The sequence below is a fragment of the Catellatospora aurea genome (genome assembly GCF_042663325.1).
GTDB lineage: Bacteria > Actinomycetota > Actinomycetes > Mycobacteriales > Micromonosporaceae > Catellatospora > Catellatospora aurea.
The window spans coordinates 17,672-34,330 of record NZ_JBHTAC010000037.1; the positions used below are offsets into that span (position 1 = coordinate 17,672).

18 protein-coding genes are annotated in these 16,659 nt (G+C 73.0%); 9 read left to right on the forward strand and 9 right to left on the reverse strand.

Annotation, left to right across the window (positions count from 1 at the left end):
- Positions 1-104 precede the first annotated feature (104 nt).
- Positions 105-1,163 (reverse strand): 3-deoxy-7-phosphoheptulonate synthase, encoded by a 1,059-nt coding sequence (locus tag ACFQO7_RS27685; RefSeq protein ID WP_376809119.1) that lies wholly within the window; start codon positions 1,161-1,163, stop codon positions 105-107.
- Between the two features lie 379 nt (positions 1,164-1,542).
- Between ACFQO7_RS27685 and ACFQO7_RS27690 the strand changes: the two genes are divergently transcribed.
- Positions 1,543-2,205 (forward strand): GntR family transcriptional regulator, encoded by a 663-nt coding sequence (locus ACFQO7_RS27690; protein WP_360529789.1) that lies wholly within the window; start codon positions 1,543-1,545, stop codon positions 2,203-2,205.
- Between the two features lie 47 nt (positions 2,206-2,252).
- Complete coding sequence (locus ACFQO7_RS27695; RefSeq protein WP_376809120.1) at positions 2,253-2,906, forward strand: MBL fold metallo-hydrolase; 654 nt, start codon at positions 2,253-2,255, stop codon at positions 2,904-2,906.
- 211 nt (positions 2,907-3,117) lie between these two features.
- On the opposite strand, the gene ACFQO7_RS27700 is transcribed toward ACFQO7_RS27695, so the two are convergent.
- On the reverse strand, positions 3,118-3,537 hold the full coding sequence (locus tag ACFQO7_RS27700; RefSeq protein WP_376809121.1) for a hypothetical protein: 420 nt from the start codon (positions 3,535-3,537) through the stop codon (positions 3,118-3,120).
- A 149-nt stretch (positions 3,538-3,686) separates the two neighbouring features.
- Here ACFQO7_RS27700 and ACFQO7_RS27705 point away from each other — a divergent pair, with 149 nt between their 5' ends.
- Positions 3,687-4,268, forward strand: a complete 582-nt coding sequence (locus ACFQO7_RS27705; RefSeq protein WP_376809122.1) for a hypothetical protein — start codon at positions 3,687-3,689, stop codon at positions 4,266-4,268.
- 9 nt (positions 4,269-4,277) lie between these two features.
- On the opposite strand, the gene ACFQO7_RS27710 is transcribed toward ACFQO7_RS27705, so the two are convergent.
- Both ACFQO7_RS27710 and ACFQO7_RS27715 read right to left on the reverse strand, forming a co-directional pair.
- A complete protein-coding gene (locus ACFQO7_RS27710; protein ID WP_376809123.1) occupies positions 4,278-5,492 on the reverse strand; it encodes an RNA polymerase sigma factor in 1,215 nt (404 codons plus the stop codon).
- Entirely contained in the window at positions 5,485-5,832 is a 348-nt protein-coding gene (locus ACFQO7_RS27715; RefSeq protein WP_376809124.1) for a YciI family protein, read from the reverse strand. Before ACFQO7_RS27715 ends, ACFQO7_RS27710 begins: the two co-directional genes overlap by 8 nt.
- Positions 5,833-6,059: 227 nt before the next feature.
- On the opposite strand from ACFQO7_RS27715, the gene ACFQO7_RS27720 reads away from it, so the two are divergent.
- Positions 6,060-6,266, forward strand: coding sequence for a hypothetical protein (locus ACFQO7_RS27720; protein WP_203692689.1), 207 nt, complete (start codon positions 6,060-6,062; stop codon positions 6,264-6,266).
- Positions 6,267-6,275: 9 nt separating this feature from the next.
- On the opposite strand, the gene ACFQO7_RS27725 is transcribed toward ACFQO7_RS27720, so the two are convergent.
- Positions 6,276-7,031, reverse strand: a complete 756-nt coding sequence (locus ACFQO7_RS27725) for an ABC transporter ATP-binding protein (protein WP_376809125.1) — start codon at positions 7,029-7,031, stop codon at positions 6,276-6,278.
- Between the two features lie 93 nt (positions 7,032-7,124).
- On the opposite strand from ACFQO7_RS27725, the gene ACFQO7_RS27730 reads away from it, so the two are divergent.
- Positions 7,125-7,643: a PadR family transcriptional regulator gene (locus ACFQO7_RS27730; protein ID WP_376809126.1), complete on the forward strand. Its 519-nt coding sequence runs from the start codon at positions 7,125-7,127 to the stop codon at positions 7,641-7,643.
- A gap of 22 nt (positions 7,644-7,665) precedes the next feature.
- Here the strand turns inward: ACFQO7_RS27730 and ACFQO7_RS27735 are convergent, their stop codons facing one another.
- Positions 7,666-10,446, reverse strand: coding sequence for an FtsX-like permease family protein (locus tag ACFQO7_RS27735; protein WP_376809127.1), 2,781 nt, complete (start codon positions 10,444-10,446; stop codon positions 7,666-7,668).
- 139 nt (positions 10,447-10,585) lie between these two features.
- On the opposite strand from ACFQO7_RS27735, the gene ACFQO7_RS27740 reads away from it, so the two are divergent.
- The 4 genes from ACFQO7_RS27740 to ACFQO7_RS27755 all read left to right on the forward strand — a co-directional run bounded on the left by ACFQO7_RS27740 (position 10,586) and on the right by ACFQO7_RS27755 (position 13,785).
- Positions 10,586-11,149 (forward strand): dihydrofolate reductase family protein, encoded by a 564-nt coding sequence (locus ACFQO7_RS27740; RefSeq protein WP_376809128.1) that lies wholly within the window; start codon positions 10,586-10,588, stop codon positions 11,147-11,149.
- A 49-nt stretch (positions 11,150-11,198) separates the two neighbouring features.
- Positions 11,199-11,471, forward strand: a complete 273-nt coding sequence (locus tag ACFQO7_RS27745; RefSeq protein ID WP_360529764.1) for a hypothetical protein — start codon at positions 11,199-11,201, stop codon at positions 11,469-11,471.
- Positions 11,472-11,756: 285 nt separating this feature from the next.
- Positions 11,757-13,349, forward strand: coding sequence for a DEAD/DEAH box helicase (locus tag ACFQO7_RS27750; RefSeq protein WP_376809129.1), 1,593 nt, complete (start codon positions 11,757-11,759; stop codon positions 13,347-13,349).
- Between the two features lie 172 nt (positions 13,350-13,521).
- Positions 13,522-13,785 carry a hypothetical protein gene (locus ACFQO7_RS27755; RefSeq protein ID WP_203692694.1) on the forward strand — a complete coding sequence of 88 codons (264 nt, stop codon included), beginning with the start codon at positions 13,522-13,524 and terminating at the stop codon, positions 13,783-13,785.
- 4 nt (positions 13,786-13,789) lie between these two features.
- On the opposite strand, the gene ACFQO7_RS27760 is transcribed toward ACFQO7_RS27755, so the two are convergent.
- The 3 genes from ACFQO7_RS27760 to ACFQO7_RS27770 form a co-directional block, all read right to left on the reverse strand.
- A complete protein-coding gene (locus ACFQO7_RS27760; protein WP_376809130.1) occupies positions 13,790-14,563 on the reverse strand; it encodes a class I SAM-dependent methyltransferase in 774 nt (257 codons plus the stop codon).
- Between the two features lie 107 nt (positions 14,564-14,670).
- The gene (locus ACFQO7_RS27765) at positions 14,671-15,105 is read right to left on the reverse strand and encodes a hypothetical protein (RefSeq protein WP_376809131.1); all 435 of its coding nucleotides are present in this window, start codon (positions 15,103-15,105) and stop codon (positions 14,671-14,673) included.
- A gap of 28 nt (positions 15,106-15,133) precedes the next feature.
- A complete protein-coding gene (locus tag ACFQO7_RS27770; RefSeq protein WP_376809132.1) occupies positions 15,134-16,573 on the reverse strand; it encodes a SigE family RNA polymerase sigma factor in 1,440 nt (479 codons plus the stop codon).
- Positions 16,574-16,659: the final 86 nt, after the last annotated feature.

The following is a 16,659-nucleotide window of genomic DNA, read 5'->3' on the forward strand; positions in this document are numbered from 1 at the left end:
CCGGGAGCGGCGTACCGCAGACGAAGATCGCCGTTTCCGGGCGGAACCTGCGGTGTGGCCCGAGGTTCCGACCGGAAACGGCGATCTTGGCAGCGTGGCCGGGGTCAGGCGGCGGTGCGGCGGGCGGTGACGGCCTGGGCCAGGGTGGCCAGGGCGTGTTCGGTGGTCTCCCAGCTCATGCAGGCGTCGGTGACGCTCTGGCCGTAGGTCAGCGGCTGCCCGGAGTCGAGGTCCTGGCGGCCCGCGACGATGAAGCTCTCCAGCATCACGCCCGCGATGCCGGCCTGGCCGCCCGCGATCTGCGCCGCGATCTCGTCGGAGACGACGGCCTGGCGCTCGTGGCTCTTGCCGCTGTTGCCGTGGCTCGCGTCGATGACCAGGCGGTGCTTCATCCCGGCCTTCTCGGTCATGGCCAGCGTCGCGGCCACCGACTCGGGGCCGTAGTTCGGGCCGCTGCGGCCGCCGCGCAGGATCACGTGGCAGTCCTCGTTGCCGGTGGTGGTGACGATCGCGGCCCGGCCGTCGTGGTCCACGCCGAAGAAGACGTGGCTGTTACGGCCGACCTCGCAGGCGTCGATCGCGCCCTGCACACCGCCGTCGGTGGTGTTCTTGAAACCGACCGGCATGGACAGGCCGGAGGCGAGCTGGCGGTGCACCTGGCTCTCGATGGTCCGGGCCCCGATCGCGCCCCAGGTCACCGCGTCGGCGATGTACTGCGGGCTGGTCGGGTCGAGGAACTCGCAGCCCACCGGCACGCCCAGGTCGAGGATGTCGAGCAACAGCGCCCGCGCGGTGCGCAGCCCGCGGTGCACGTCGTACGTCCCGTCCAGCCCCGGGTCGTTGATCAGGCCCTTCCAGCCGATCGTGGTGCGCGGCTTCTCGAAGTAGACCCGCATCACCACACACAGCTCGCGGGAGTGCTTCTTCGCGGCCTCGGCCAGCCGGCGGGCGTAGTCCATGGCCGCCTCGGTGTCGTGCACCGAACACGGGCCGACCACCACCAGCAGCCGGTCGTCGCGGCCGGTGAGCACCTCCCGCACCTCCTGGCGGGACCGTTCCACCAGCGCCGCGCGATGGTCACCGAGCGGCAGCTGGGTGAGCAGTTCGCGCGGTGGCTGCAGCGGCTCGAAGGACAGGACGTGGACGTCGTTGGTCTGGGTCATCGGAGCGTCTCCCGGTTCCGTGGGGGGACGGGCCCCGCACCTCGGAAAGTCCCAGGCCAGCCCGTCCATGACATGGCAAAGGGCGAAGACGAGACGTCTTCGCCCTGCTGGCTCTGGGTGGAATCGCGGTCAGCGCAATGAACCGCCGGCTCCACCCAGAGCCAGCGTAAAGCGCCAATACCTGCGAACCACGCCGACAGCCTACCCCATGTGACGGCATCGATCCAGACCGCTGTTCCCGGGAACCGGACACCGGGGCGGAAACCACCGGGCCGATCGGGCAGGCTGAGCGTGGCTGTGGTGATGGACTCATGGCAGCCGTCGCGTCGATACGTTTACTGTGGGCGCTCGGAAGCGACACGACGAGGGAGGCGGCCAGGTGCCCGCAGCGCAAGACCTGCCCGCCGAACCCATGCACGCCACCCGCACGCTGTCCGACAACGTCTACCGGTGGCTGCGCGACCAGATCGTGCTCGGCAAGATCGGCCCCAACGAGCCGCTGGTCGAGGCCGTGATCGCGGAGAAGCTCCAGGTCAGCCGTACGCCCATCCGGGAGAGCCTGCAGCGCCTGGCCGCCGACGGGCTGATCGTCTCGCACCGCCGCCGCTGGATCGTGCGCCAGCACGGCCGCGACGAGATCGTGGCAATCTACGAGGTGCGCATGGCGCTGGAGTCGTTCGCGGCCCGCTTCGCCTGCCAGCGCGCCGGCGACGCGGAGCTGGCCGCCATCGCGGCACACTGCGACACCTGGTCCGCCGACGGCCCGGCCGACGAGTTCGTGCTCTTCAACGACCGCTTCCACCACCTGATCGTCGAGGCCGCGCACAACCCCCGGCTCGCCCGCGTCATCGAGCAGAACCACCTGTACTACTTCAACGAGCAGATCGCCGGGCACTACCGCCCCGACGAGATCGTCGCCTCCCAGTCCGAGCACCAGGAACTGGTCGAGGCGCTGCGCAAACGCGACGCCGACCGAGCCGCCGAGCTGTCCCGCCGCCACGCCGAGGAAGCCCTCGCGCTGATCCTGGCCCGCCTGTTCTGATCCGCGGCCGCCGGGCGCGACACCGTGCCCGGCGATAGTCTGCGAGGGTGCCCTACACCGGAGACGTGAGCCGCGGCGCGGCCGCCGACGTACGCGAACTCGACGACCTCGTCATCAGCAAGGTGTCCGTCGGACCCCACGACAACAACGCCTACCTGCTGCGCTGCCGGGCCACCGGGGAGCAGTTGCTGATCGACGCCGCCAACGACGCGGACACCCTGCTGGCCCTGGCCGGTGACGCCGGCCTGGCCACAGTGGTCACCACGCACCGGCACGGCGACCACTGGCAGGCGCTCGCCGAGGTAGTTGCGGCCACCGGCGCGACGCCGATCGCGCACCCGGACGACGCCGACGAGCTGCCCGTCAAGGCCCAGACCGTCGCGGAAGGACAGACCGTGCGCGTCGGGCAGGCCGAGCTGGCGGTCATCCACCTCGTCGGGCACACCCCGGGCTCGATCGCGCTGCTCTACCGCGACCCGCACGGGCACCCGCACCTGTTCACCGGCGACTCGCTGTTCCCGGGCGGCGTCGGCAACACCTGGGGGGACCCGCAGGCGTTCGCCTCGCTGCTGCACGACGTCGAGACGAAGCTGTTCGACCGGCTGCCGGACGACACCTGGTTCTACCCTGGCCACGGCAAGGACAGCACCCTCGGCCGCGAACGCCCCGCCCTGCCGGAATGGCGCACCCGCGGCTGGTGACCGGCGGGCGTGTGCGACCTTCCGAGTGGCGTCAGGCCGACTCTGCGCGAGCGATACGCAGCGCGGTCTGCACCACACCGGGCGTCGTCGTACGCCACCGCGATCGCCGCGCCGCCCACCAGGAACAGATCGGCGCGAGCTCCGCGGGCGGCGAGTTCGGCGCTGAGATCGTCGAGCAACGCGCGGATGTCGTCCCGCCCGAGTCCGATGCTCATGCCCGCTCCAGCGCACCGCGGGTGATGAACACGCCTCGTCGGCGGAAGGACGAGGGCGACTCGACCAGGGCCCGCGGGCGCAGACCCGGCAGGTCGGTGACGAACCACCACGGCAGTGCCTCACGTCGTGGATCGCGGGCCCAGACGGGGACCGGCCATCCGTCCCGCCGTGCGAGATGTTCGGCCATCGCGGCCAGCGCCGCGTCGACCCGAGCGTCACCCGTGGGCGAGGGCGGTTGGTGCCACATCCGAGCGGCAGCCTCCCGACCGTCGTGCCGGAGCACGCTGGTGTAGTCGTCGAGCATCTGGGTCAGGGCGAAACGCCACACACGGCTGAGCCGCTCGCCGGCCGACAACATGCGGGTGGCCACGGCAGCGGCGTCATCGACCGTGCGGAACGACGCGATGAGACCCATGTGCGTATGGTACCCCCGTACGCCCTGGCCGAGCGGCGGTCGGGCCGACGGTCCGATCGATGTGATCCAGGCGATGCCGGACCGCCCCCACCGCGGTCGCGAAAGATGGCAGGCTGTCGCAGTTCGCGTACGGATCAGGAGTGCGACACATGCGGCGTCTTCTCGTCTCGGCCGTGCTCGGTGCGGCCCTGCTTGCCACCACCGCCTGCGGCGGCAACCCGACCAGGCCCGGAGCGATGCCCTCCCCGGGTGCGGTCGCGGGTTCGCCCGCTCCCGGCGCGGCCGTGCCGTCGGCGTCTGCCGGGTCGAGCGCCGCCCCGGGTGGGCCGAAGAGCCCGGTTCCGGGCGCGGCCGCCGGACTCTCCGCGGCCGACCAAGCGATCTGCACCGGTCGCCGCGAGGTCTACCAGCAGGTCGTCACGTTGACGCAGCGCTACGTCGGGCTCGTCGAGGGCCGGATCGCCGGCGGTGACCCGGCCAAGCGCCAGGTTCTCGCGGACCTGCAGAAAGCGCTCGCGGACTACCGCGACCACCTGGCCCGGCGGGTGGCGAGCGCGGTGGACCAGCGGCTGGCCGGGGCGATGCGCGCCGACGTGAGCTACGTCAGCAAGCGGCTCACCGACGTCAGAGCGGCCGGCACCGACTACGACGGCAAGGTGTTCACGGTGGTGGACTCGATCGTGAAGGGCGCGAGCAAGGACCAGCGCGTGCCCGCGGTGTGCGGCGGCTGATCGCGGCGCTCAGCGGCCCAGGGCGTCGTGGCGGCCCTGCAGGAAGGCCCGCTCGGCTTCGTTCGCGGTGCCGCTGATCGCGGCCCGGTAGGCCCGCGCGGCCTCGGTGTCGCGGCCCAGGCGGTGCAGCAGGTCCGCGCGGACGGCGTGGTAGACGTGGTGGCCGTCCAGGTCCAGCGTGTCCAGCAGGGCCAGGGCAGGGCCCGGACCGTCCACTTCGGCCACGGCGACCGCCCGGTGCAATGCCACGACGGGAGTGGGGGTCAGCGCGAGCAGGTGGTCGTACAGGGCGAGCACGCGTGGCCAGTCGGTGGACGCGGCGTCGGGGGCGGTGGCGTGCACCGCGCTGATCGCGGCCTGGAGCTGGTACGGGCCGAGCTGCCGCCGCCGCAGGCACCGGTGGACCAGGGCCAGCCCTTCTGCGACGAGTGTGGAGTCCCAGCGGGAGCGGTCCTGTTCGGGCAGTGGCACGAGCTGCCCGGTCGCGGTGGTGCGCGCCGGGCGGCGTGACTCCGTGAGCAGCATGAGGGCGAGCAGGCCCAGCGCCTCCGGCTCGTCGGGCATCAGCTCGGCGAGCAGGCGTCCCAGGCGGATCGCTTCCCGGCACAGGTCGGCGCGCACCAGCGTGTCCCCGGAACTGGCCGTGTAGCCCTCGTTGAAGGCGAGGTAGACCACGGCGAGCACGGAGCGCAGGCGCGCGGGCAGGTCGGCGTCGCGCGGCACGCGATACGGGATGCCCGCGCCCTTGATCTTGTTCTTGGCGCGGACCAGCCGCTGCGCCATCGTCGCCTCGGGCACCAGGAACGCGTGCGCGATCTCGGCGGTGCTCAGGCCGCCGAGCAGCCGTAGGGTCAGCGCGACCTGGGCGGTGACCGCGAGGGCCGGGTGGCAGCAGGTGAAGATCAGGCGGAGCCGGTCGTCGGGCACGGGCCCCTCCTCGGCGGGTGGGTCCGGGACCGCCAGCAGCGCGGCCTGGGCGTGCCGGTCGTCCCGGGTCGCCTCGCGCCGCAGCCGGTCCACGGCGCGGTTGCGGGCGGTGGTGATGATCCAGCCGGCCGGGCTGGGTGGCACGCCGTCCTCGGGCCAGCGCCGCACCGCTTCGGCGAACGCGTCCTGGACGGACTCCTCGGCGAGGTCGATGTCGCCGAACGCCCGCACCAGCACCGCCACCGCGCGGCCGTACTCGGCGCGGAAGACCGCGGCGACGTCGGCCGGCTCAGGCACCGGAGTGCAGGGGGCGTACCTCGATCGGCAGGGTGACCGCGCGGGCCGCCTTGGCCGCCCAGTGCAGCGCCGCGTCGAGGTCCGGCGCCTCGATGATCCAGAAGCCGCCGACGTGCTCCTTGCCCTCCAGGTAGGGGCCGTCGGTGAGCAGGACGTCGTCGCCCTTGGCGCGGACCACGGTGGCGGTCTCCGGCGGCAGCAGGCCGTTGCGGAAGACGGTCACGCCGGCGGCGTCGAGTTCGGCGTTCAGCGCGGCCAGCGCCCGCATGACCGGGTCCAGCACCTCGGGCGGCGGTGGTCCGTCGTCGGGCTGGTAGATGCTGAGCAGGTACTGCTTCATGGCGGCGCTCCTCGTCCCGGCGGCCGGTGACGTGGCGGCCGCTCACTGTCCATACGAACAGCATCCGCCGGAATCGACACCACCCGGCACGCGGTGCGGAACACGGGCCTGACCTGGCACGACGGGGAGCGTATGTGTGGCGTGGTGCACGTATAGACGAACACCCCTTCCCCCAGGTGGGGGCGCGGAGGTAACGTGAGCGCTCCCCGCCCCCTCCGGAGAGTCACATGCTCGTCACTGAACCCGCTGTCGCTGATCGCCTGCTGCTGGTCAGCGTGCTGACCATCGGCGACTACGTGATGGAGCTGTCCGAGACGGTGCTGGTCCGCCCGGGGCAGCGCACGTGGGTGCGCGGGAGCACCTACTTCGTGCAGTCGCCGGACGGACAGACACGCACGGTCGAGGGCCGCGTCTACCCGTTCTGCCGCCGCTGAGCTTCACGATCACAGGCGGGGGCCGCCCAGCCTGCTCAGCGTCTGCTCGGGCTCCTCGCCGCCGGCCAGTGACACGTCCTGCACGACCTCGCCGTCGCGCAGCCGGATGAGCCGGTCGCAGGCGGCGGCGACGTGCTGTTCGTGCGTGGCGACCAGCACCGTCATGGCGTGCTCGGCGCGCAGTGCGGCCAGCAGGTCGAGGATCTCGGTGCCGGTGCGCGAGTCGAGGTTGCCGGTGGGCTCGTCGGCCAGCAGCAGGCTGGGCGCGCCGATCAGCGCGCGGGCGATGGCGACGCGCTGCTGCTGCCCGCCGGACAGCTGCGAGGGCAGCGCGTTCTCCCGGCCCGCCAGCCCCACGGCGGCGAGCAGTTCCCGCCCACGGGCCGCCTTGTCGAACTTCACCCGGTACGGCACCACGGGGGCGATGACGTTGTCGAGCGCGGTGAGCGCGGGCAGCAGGTGGTAGCGCTGGAAGACGAAGCCGACCCGGCGGCGGTAAGCGGTGAGCCCGCGGCGCTTCATGGAGGTGATCTCCATGTCGTCGACGGTGATGGTGCCCGCGTCGGGTTCCTCGATCGCGCCGATGAGGTGCAGCAGGGTGGACTTGCCGGACCCGCTGGGGCCGGTGACGGCGGTCATGGTGCCCGGAGCGAACTCCAGCGACACCCCGGCCACAGCGGGTATCCGCACGTCGCCGCCTTGGTAGTGCTTGGCCAGTTCGGCCACGCGCACCGTGGCGCCGGCCCCCGTCGTGCTGTCGGTCATGACGATCACTGTCAGTGCTACATTGTCACAATGCAAGGCCCGTTCGGGCGGTTGTGACACAGCTGTGATGTCGAGAAGGGAGGGTGGTGAGCCATGCCGATCCAGCATGCGGTCCTGGCCTTGCTGCGCGAGGGGCCCAGCCACGGCTACGAGCTGAAGAACGCGTTCGAGTCCGCCGTCGGGCCGCAGTGGGGCGCGCTCAACATCGGGCACCTCTACCAGGTGCTCGACCGCCTCTCCCGGGACGGCCTCGTCGACTCCAGCCGGATGGCGCAGGAGGTCAAACCCGACCGCGTGGTGTACCGGATGACCGACGCCGGTGAGCGGGAACTCGACGACTGGATGACCTCGCCCAGCCCGCGTACCGCCGGGTTCCGGGACGACCTGTTCCTGAAGGTGGTGGCCGCGACCCGGACCGGCGACCGCGACACGATGGCGCAGGTGCTCGCCGCGCAGCGCGCCCACCTGCTGCGCGAGCTGCGCAACCTGGAGACGCTGCGCCGCGACCCCGATCGCGAGACCGTGGTGCGCCTGCTGCTGTCGGCCGCCGCCCGGCACGTCACCGCCGACCTGACCTTTCTGGAGGACGCGGAGGCCGAACTGCTCGCCTGACGCGCCGGGCGAACGGCGTGGCTCACTCCTGCGCGAGTAGTGCGGCCAGCCGCAGCCGGCGCACCGACGACGCGGGCAGCAGCGCGGCCAGCCCCGCGAGCGCCGTGCCGCCCAAGGCCGCCGCGACGGTCGCGGCCAGCGCGGCGGGTGGCACCCCGCCGACGAGCCGGTCGACGAACAGCAGCCCGGCGCTGGCGCCGGTGATCGCGCCGGCGGCTCCGACGAGCAGCCCTTCGTACGCGACGAGGCGGGCCAGCGCGCCGTCGCTCCAGCCGCCGGCCTGCAGCGTGGCCAGCTCGGCGGCCCTCTCGCGCACGTTGAGGTACAGCACGTCGGCCAGTGCCGCCACGGCCAGCACCAGTGTCGAGGCCACCGCGATCGTGTCGACGGCGCGCACCCGCAGCGACACCGCGTCCCCGAGCAGGTTGCCGGTGATCGAGCCGTGGAACACCCAGGTGAGGGTCAGCAGGGCGGTGAACGCGCCGACGCCGAGCGCGACCGCGGCGGCGGCCAGCAGCGTGCGGCCCGGCCTGCGCCGGGTGTTGCGCAGCGAGGCGGCGAATACGGTGTGCCCGAGCAGCGAGCGCCGTGCCCGGCGGACCGGGGAGACCAGCGGGGCGAGTGCGGTGCCGGGGTGGGCGCGGGCCGCCTGGATCGCCGGGACGATCGATGCGAGCAGGGCCAGCAGCAACGCCACCGGGATCGCGAGCAGGGCCTGCGGGCGGGTCGTGGCGACGCCTGCCGCCCACCCGAGCGGGAAGGAGACCGCGGCCGAGGCGAGACCGGCGGCAAGCCCGACGAGGGCGACCTCGCCGGTGACGAGGGCGGCCAGGCGGCGCCGGGGCCAGCCGACGCAGGCGAGTACGGCCAGTTCGCGTCTGCGGTCGCGGACGGCGGCGGTGGTGGCGTTGGCCAGGAACAGCACGCAGACGACGAGGATCAGCCCGAACAGCAGCACGCTCTTGCGGTCGACGGCGTCCATGACGGCCACGGCGACGCCCTTGCGGCTCCACCATTCGGTCAGGCGCAGCTCAGGGCGGCCGAGGGTGCCCGCGGCCAGGTCGACGGCCTGCGGTTGCAGCGACGAGCCGACGGTGATGTCGACGTCGAGGCCGGTCGCGAGGCCGATCTCCTCGGCGATGCGCCGGATGCGTTCGCGGGTGAGCTCGTCGAGCGTGCGCACGTTCGCAACCCGTACCCGCACCGCCGAGATCGCGTCGCGGGCCCGCTGCGGGCCGACGATGCTGGGCAGCGCGTCCAGGGTGAGGATGATCTGCGGGCTCGGCGCGAGGTAGCCCTGCGGGTTGCTGGACGGGGCCAGCGGCCGATCACCGAGCAGCTCCCGGCTGCGGGCGTCGGCCCCGGCCGCCCCCGGTGCCTGATACGTCTCCAGCGGAACCCGGCTGAGCTGTGAGAACTCGGCGAGCCGCTGCGGATCGAAGACCCCCACCGGGTCGATCAGCAGCCGCGCGTCCGCGGCGCCGGCCGGGGTCGCCGCGCGGAACGCCGTGTCGAAGATGAACCCGGACCAGCCGCCCACCCCGAAGCGGAAGTTGTCGGTCCACTGTTCGGGCTGTGGTGTCCAGGCGGCGGGGCGCAGCGTGTCGTCGGGTGAGCGTTCGTACCGCGGTGGCGCGTTGTGTACCAGCACGCCGGTCGCGATGCTGGGTACGCCGTTGACGACGTCGGGCCGCAGCGGCTGGGCGTCGAGCCGGACGGTGCCGAGCCCGGTGACGCGGGCCGAGCCGAGCCGGTGGTGCAGGTCCCCGGCGGCCGTGCCGGGCAGGCTGCGGGCGAGGGTCTCGTCGACCGCGGAGGCCGTGACCGACAGCGTCTCGTCGATCTGCGGCTGCCGGGCGGTCAGCGCGGGCAGCAACCTGCCGTCCCGGCCCGACGAGGCGTCGCCGGGACGCAGGTAGCGGCCCGACACGACGGCCTGGTCGAGGCCGAGCAGCCGCGCCTCCGGCTCCGGGTCGATCGCGGCCATCCCCGCGGTGGTCAGCCACGGCATGCCCACCAGCAGCCGCTCCTGCGCGGGGAAGTCCTGCATACGCAGGCCGCCCCCGCCGGTGTTGCTGCCCTGGACGAACCGCCCGTCGGGCAGCAGCCGGAAGACCGTGAACCCGGGTGCCTTGTCGTCGGTGATCTGACTGCCAGCGGTGTGCACCACGCCCGCGCCGCACAGCCGGCGCTTCGTGCCGTCCTCGGCCACCTCCAGCGGGTACAGGTGACAGTCCTGGTCTTCCTTGAGCACGGTGCCGTCCCGGAAGCGCAGGACGCCGGTGCCGGCGGACTCCATGGCGATCAGCGGACGCTGGGTGAGGTACACGTAGTGGCTGACCCGGGTGGACCGGGACAGGCCCCGGTCGGCGAGGAAGACCGGGTCGAGCCGGATCAGCTGCCGGGTCTTCGAGCGGTCCACCAGGTCGGTGATGTCCACCGGAACCCAGTCGACGACCATCGTGGTGCCCAGGGTGGCGATCGGCGCGGCCACCTCGACGTCGTGGAGCTCCTGGATGGTCCGGTACTGGTCCATGGTGATGCCGCCGTACGTGCCGGCGAGTTGGTTCGGCGCGACGAGCTCGCGTTCCACCTCGGTAGCGGTGCGCGCGCCGCGGGGCCGGACCAGGATGTCGTACGCCCCGCGGAAGTTGGCGTCCACCTCGCTGACGACCTCCAGCCGCGAGGTGCTGATCGTGCCGGTGAGGACGGTGAAGCCGGTGGTGGCCAGCAGGACGGCGGCGAACAGCGCGCCCGCGCGCCACGCTCGGCGGCGTAGCTGCGACCAGATCAGGGTGAACACGCGTTCACTGTCGCGTCATGCATTGTGGCAATGCAAGGCCCGTCCCCGTTCTCGTGATGCAGCTGTGATGTCCGCTGTGGATCGTGGCAGCATGGAGCCCGCATTCACAAAGCGCTACGGGGGGATGACGATGGCACAGGTGATCGCGCACGTGACGATGTCGCTCGACGGCTACATGGCCGGGCCTGACGTGGGCGAGGAGCATCCGATGGGCCGCGGCGGCGAGCGGCTGCACCGGTGGATCTTCGACGATGCGGACGAGGTGGACGCCGCGGCGATGCGGCGGCAGTTCGCGCTGACCGGGGCCGTCCTGCTGGGCCGCCGTACGTTCGACGTGGGGGTGGGCGTCTGGGGCGACACCCCGTACCCGGTTCCCTGCTTCGTGCTGACCCACCGCGCGGCGCCGGACCGGACCGAGCGCAGCGGCACGTTCACCTTCGTGACCACGGGGCTGGCCGACGCGCTGGACCAGGCGGCCAAGGCGGCCGGCGACCAAGCGGTGACGCTGATGGGCGCGGACGTCGTGCAGCAGGCGCTGCGGGCCGGTCGGCTCGACGAGATCCACCTGCAGCTCGCGCCGGTCATGCTCGGCGGCGGGCGGCGGCTGTTCGAGCACCTCGGCACCGACCACATCGAACTCGAGCGGTTCGCGGTCGAGGAGTCGCCCCACGTCACGCACCTGCGGTTCCGAGTCGTGAAATAGCAACACCTGTCACTGGCCCCGCAACGGCGCAGCGGCTACCTTCGGTCGCATGTCTGCCGGTGAGGTCCTGCTGTGGGCGCTGCTCGGCCTGGCCGCGCTGGCCATCCTGGCCTTCGCCGGCATCGTGGCGAAGTTCGTGCTGAAGGCCGCCATGTCGTACGCGCGGCGCAAGCCGCCGCAGGCGGCGGCCTTCTTCGCGATCCCGGGCGCCCTCGCCACCTTCGTCGCCACGTTCTTCGGGGCGGGCCTGCCGCTGGCCATGGCGATCGGGATCACCACCGGTCTGGCCGTATTCCTCCTGGTCGCGATGGAACTGGGTTAGCCAGGACACACCTGCGGGCACCCGGCACGCCCACCGGGCGGCCTCCCGGCGTGTAGTGTGGAGAACAATTGATCACGCACGGCCCACCGGGCCCTGCGTTCCCGCCGGAGAATCCCGCCGCGCCGCCGAGCGTGGCATGCGATGCTCTGTCGTCCGGTTCCACGGCATTCCCGCCGCTGAGCCGGGTCCAGCACCTCCGTCAGCCGGTTCGTTACCTGTCGACTCTCCCTGGCGTGACCGGGTCGAGAGCCTTCGCGCGGCGTGCCGACAGCGAAAGGCTCCGTTTTGACCACCGTAGTTCCCGGTTCCTCCCAGCACCCCGCCCGTCGCCGCCGTCGCCGCCCGGCGTCCGCCGCCCAGTCCGGCGGCACGAAGGCGACCGGCAGTCGGTCTGACGCCGTCGCCACCGGCGCGGCCAAGACGTCTGCTGCCAGAACGCCCGTCATCGATACGTCTACCACCAAGGCGTCCACGGCCAAGGTGCCCGCCGCCAGGCGCGGAGCTCAGCCCGCGGCGGCCCGGGGGACTCGGGCGTCCGGCGCGACCCGGGCTTCCGGTGCGCCGGCCGAGGTGCCGGCGGCGCTGCCGGAGGCCACCGGTCCGCTGGCGGCTAGTTTCGCCGAGCTTCCGCTGCACCCCTCGCTGGCCGCCGTGCTGACCGCGCAGGGCCTCACCGTGCCGTCGCCGATCCAGGCGCGCACCATCGCCGACGGCGTCGCCGGACGCGACGTGCTCGGCCGGGCCCGCACCGGTTCGGGCAAGACCCTCGCCTTCGGGCTGCCGATGCTGACCCGCCTGGCGGGCCGGCGCGCCCGCTCCCGCCAGCCGCTGGCCCTGGTGCTGGTCCCGACCCGGGAACTCGCCGCCCAGGTCGCCGCGGCGCTGGCCCCGTACGCCGCCGCGCTGAACCTGCGCACCGTCACCGTCGTCGGCGGCCTGTCCCTGGGCCGCCAGGGCGACCAGCTGCGCAACGGCGCGGAGATCGTCATCGCCACCCCGGGCCGCCTCAACGACCTGCTGGACCGCGGCGACTGCCGGCTCGACCAGGTCGAGATCACGGTGCTCGACGAGGCCGACCAGATGGCCGACATGGGCTTCCTGCCCCAGGTCACCTCGCTGCTGACGGCGACCGTGCCGGGCGGACAGCGCCTGCTGTTCTCGGCGACCCTGGACGGGGACGTCGACCGGCTGGTCCGGCGCTTCCTGAACGACCCCGCCCGGCACTCGGTGGACCCGCCGGCCGGGGCGGTCACCACCATGGAGCACCACCTGCTGCACATCGACGCCGCCGACAAGGACGCCACCACGGCCCACATCGGCGCGCGCGACGGCCGGGTGATCATGTTCGTGAAGACGAAGCACCGCGCCGACCGGGTCGCCCGGCGGCTGCTGGCCAGCGGCGTCACCGCGGCGGCGCTGCACGGCGGCAAGTCGCAGCCGCAGCGCACCCGCATCCTCGACCAGTTCAAGTCGGGCGCGGTCAACGCGCTGATCGCCACCGACCTGGCGGCGCGGGGCATCCACATCGACGACCTCGACCTGGTCGTCAACTACGACCCGCCGAACGACGCCAAGGACTACCTGCACCGCGGCGGCCGCACCGCTCGCGCCGGGCGCACCGGCACGGTCGTCACCCTGGTGGTGGCCGAGGAGCGCCGGGAGACCGCGCGCCTGCTCGCCGCCGCGGGCGTCGACGCTCGCACCACCGCGGTCCGCCCGCACGACCAGGAGCTGGCCCGGATCACCGGAGCGCGCACCCCGTCGGGCACCCCGGCCGTGCTGCCGACCCCGGCCCCCGCTCAGGCGTCCGTCGCCGCAGGCGCCGACCATGCCGCCCGCCGCTCCAGCCGCTCGCGCCGCGGCCGCCGCTCCCGCTGACCGAGCACCCGTCTCCCCAGCCTCATCCTACATAGACGTTGGCCTATCTCATCGACTATTGGTAGATCGAAGTCGATGAGATAGGCCAATGTCGTTGCAGGATGAGGGGGCGGCGGAGGCGCAGCGTGGTCGCGTTTGGACAGGCTGCATGGGGCTGCGGCACAATGACCGCATGACGCGCTGGCAGTACGCACGGCTCGAGTACCGATCGGCAGGCACCCTGGGCGCGGACCGCTTCATGGACTGGGACGCGGTCTTCCACGGGCCGGACGGCGTCGAGCGGTGGGGCACCGACGAGCGCTTCGACGACCTGCGCCACCTGAACCGGGCCGGCGAGTCGGGCTGGCAGGCGTACGACCGGGGCGCCGTGTTCCTGCACACCGAGCCGTACCGCCTGCACGCCGTCACCTACTCGATGCGCCGCCGGGTCGCCTGACCGGTCAGGCGGTGCGGCGGCCCAGGTAGAGCAGGGTCTCCACGGCCAGCGTCACCTTCTCCGGCAGGCGCTGCAGCAGCGCCGTGAACAGCGCCTCGCGGGTCGCCTCCGGCAGGATCCGGTACGTCGGCTGGGTCGACAGGTACGAGACGTAGTCGTCGGCCGACAGCGTGCGCTCCCAGGTGTAGAGCCGCTCGGTGAGGTCGCCGAACTCGGGCAGCGCGGCCAGGTCCGGGCCCGGCCAGTACGCCGACAGGTCGGTGCCGTCCGCCGGCTCCTCGTCGATCATCGCGTGCGGGGCGTATCCCGCGTGCACCTCGCGGACCAGCGCGCGCAGGTCGTCGTCGGCGATCCGGTCGAAGTTCCAGAACAGCGCGATCGTGCCGCCGGGCGTGAGCGCCGCCGCGGCGCGCCGCCAGCGCTGCGAGCCGTCGGTCCACTGCCACGCCTGCGCGCAGAACAGCAGGTCGAAGGCGAGGTCGGGCTCGTACTGCTCCCACAGGGCGACCACGATGCGCACCGCCGACTGCCCGGCCAGCCGCTCGGACAGCAGCGCGGCCATCTTCGGGTCCGGCTCGATCGCGGTGATCTGCAGGCCGCGCGCCGCGAACGCGGTGGTCGCCTTGCCGGTGCCCGCACCGACCTCCAGCGCCTGCACCCCGATCCCGGTGTACGCGAGCACGTCGTCGACGAGCCCTTCCGGGTAACCGGGACGGATCCGGTCGAACTCCTCGGCGATCTCGCCGAACATGAGGCCCTGGGCGCGCGCGTCACTCATTCGCGAGAGCGTAGTGCCATCCCGGCCGCCGCGACACTCGGGGGAAACGACCGCGTCATGTGCGCCGTCAGCTCCGAAATGGAGCGGCCGACGTGGGCTCGGCGTCGTTACGCTCCCGGCCAGTCGTCGCCCGCGTCGAGGCGGCGTTGCAGCAGCGTCTCCAGCGGCATCGACTCGCCGTCGCGCGCGCCCCGGCCGACGATCAGCGGCGGGTCGGCGGGCGGCACCTGCGCGCCGAGCAGGCGTGCCCGCAGCGACGCGGGCACGCCGAGCACGTAGTAGCGGCCGTCCTCGGTGATCGCGAGGGTGCGGTTGCGGTGCACGTACCAGCCGCGCAGGCTGGTGCGGTAGCGGCCGCCGCCGTCGTAGGCGAAGGCCGTCAGCGCCGTGGTGCGCAGCCCGCGCGCGGCCGCCTCCCGGGCGAACCGGGTCACCAGCTCCATCGCCTGCGCCGTCTCGGCCGCCCGGCGGCGCTGCTCGGCCAGCGCATGCTGCGCCACCGCGTGATCGCGCTGCGCGCGCCAGTCCGACTGCTCCGCCACCACCCGACCCTAACCTGCCCGCCCGAGATCAGCCCGCGGGCATCACCGCGAGCCACCAGTCCCCGGTCAGGTGCTCGGGCTCGACGGTGATGGTGAGCTGGTCCGGGTACTGGGCGCTCAGCCCGCGCACCTTCGCGTCGTCCCCGGCGGGCGCGAACTCCGACTGCCACGTCTGCTGCTCGTAGTCCCACCAGGTCTTCACGTCGACGAGCACCCCGTTGATCCGCAGCCGGAGCACGCCCGGCGTCTGCGAGCGGGCCATGATGCGCACCCCGCCGCTGCGCCAGTCCAGCGTGGCGGTGCGCGGCCCGTCGGCGGTGAGCAGCACGCTGGTGCCGCTCGCGTACGCGGGCCGCTCCAGCGGGGTCAGCACCGCCGGGCGCTCGGGGAGGTCGACCTGGTCGAACCCGACGGCTTCGCCGACGAGCAGCGCGAGCACACCGTCCGCCGGGGCGGGCGACGCCGGTTCCGGGGCCGAGCCGGAGGTGCCCGGGTAGACGTACGCCACGTCCAGGTCGAACCGGACGGTGACCGGCTTGCCCACCTCGACCCCCGCGGCGCGCAGGGTGTCGGCGGCCGGGGTGAGCCGGCTCTCGAAGGACAGGCCGTCCGTCTCGCAGCCCACGGCGCCGAGTTCGCGTCCGCCGACCCACACCTTGATCTCCAGTGGCAGTTCGTATCCCGAGTGCGCGCATGCCGGGAAGAACGCCAGGTCGAGAGTGGACGGGGTGAAGGTCAGCTCGCCGGTCCCGTCCGGGAAACCGGCCTGCGCGCGTTCGGTGATGCGGTAACCCTGGTGGAAGTCGGGCACCCCGGCCAGCCCGTCCGTCTCCCCACCGGGCGCGACGACGTACCCGGCGAGGCCGGCCAGGATCACGGCGAGCGCCGCCGCTGCGGAGGCCAGGCGGCTCCGGCGCTGCTGCACGATCCGGCGGCGTACGCCCGCCAGCCGCTCGTTGCCGGCCGGGGCGTCCTCGGTGATCGTGGGCAGGGCCTGCAGGTCGGGGTCGAGCCGCAGCCGGGCCAGGCCCTTGGCGGCGTAGCTCTTCACCGAGCCCGGCGAGATGTCGAGCGCCTTGGCGATCTCGGCCTCGGTCAGGTCCTCGAAGTAGCGCAGCACCAGCACGACCCGCTGCTGCCGGGACAGCCGGCCGAGCGCCCGCCACACCTCGTCGCGCTCGTCGACGGCCGCCTGCGGCGCGGGCATCGCCTGCTCGGGCAGCGACTCGGCGGGCCGCTCGCCGTTCCACCGGCGGCGCCACCAGGAGCGGTACGTGTTGAGCAGGACCTGCCGCACGTATGGTTCCGGGTCGCCGTGGATGCGCCGCCAGGCCGCCCACGACTTGACCAGCGCGGTCTGCAGCAGGTCCTCGGCCAGGGCGTGATCGCCGGTGAGCAGGTACGCGATGCGCAGCAGGTGCCGCGACCGCGCCATGACGAACTCGTCGAACTCCGCCGTGCCGGCCATGCTCCGCAAGCCTCCTGATCGCCGCCGTCAGCAACACGTACCGGTTGGACGGCGGCGTCGGTGGGGTGGTGCCGCGAGAAAACTTC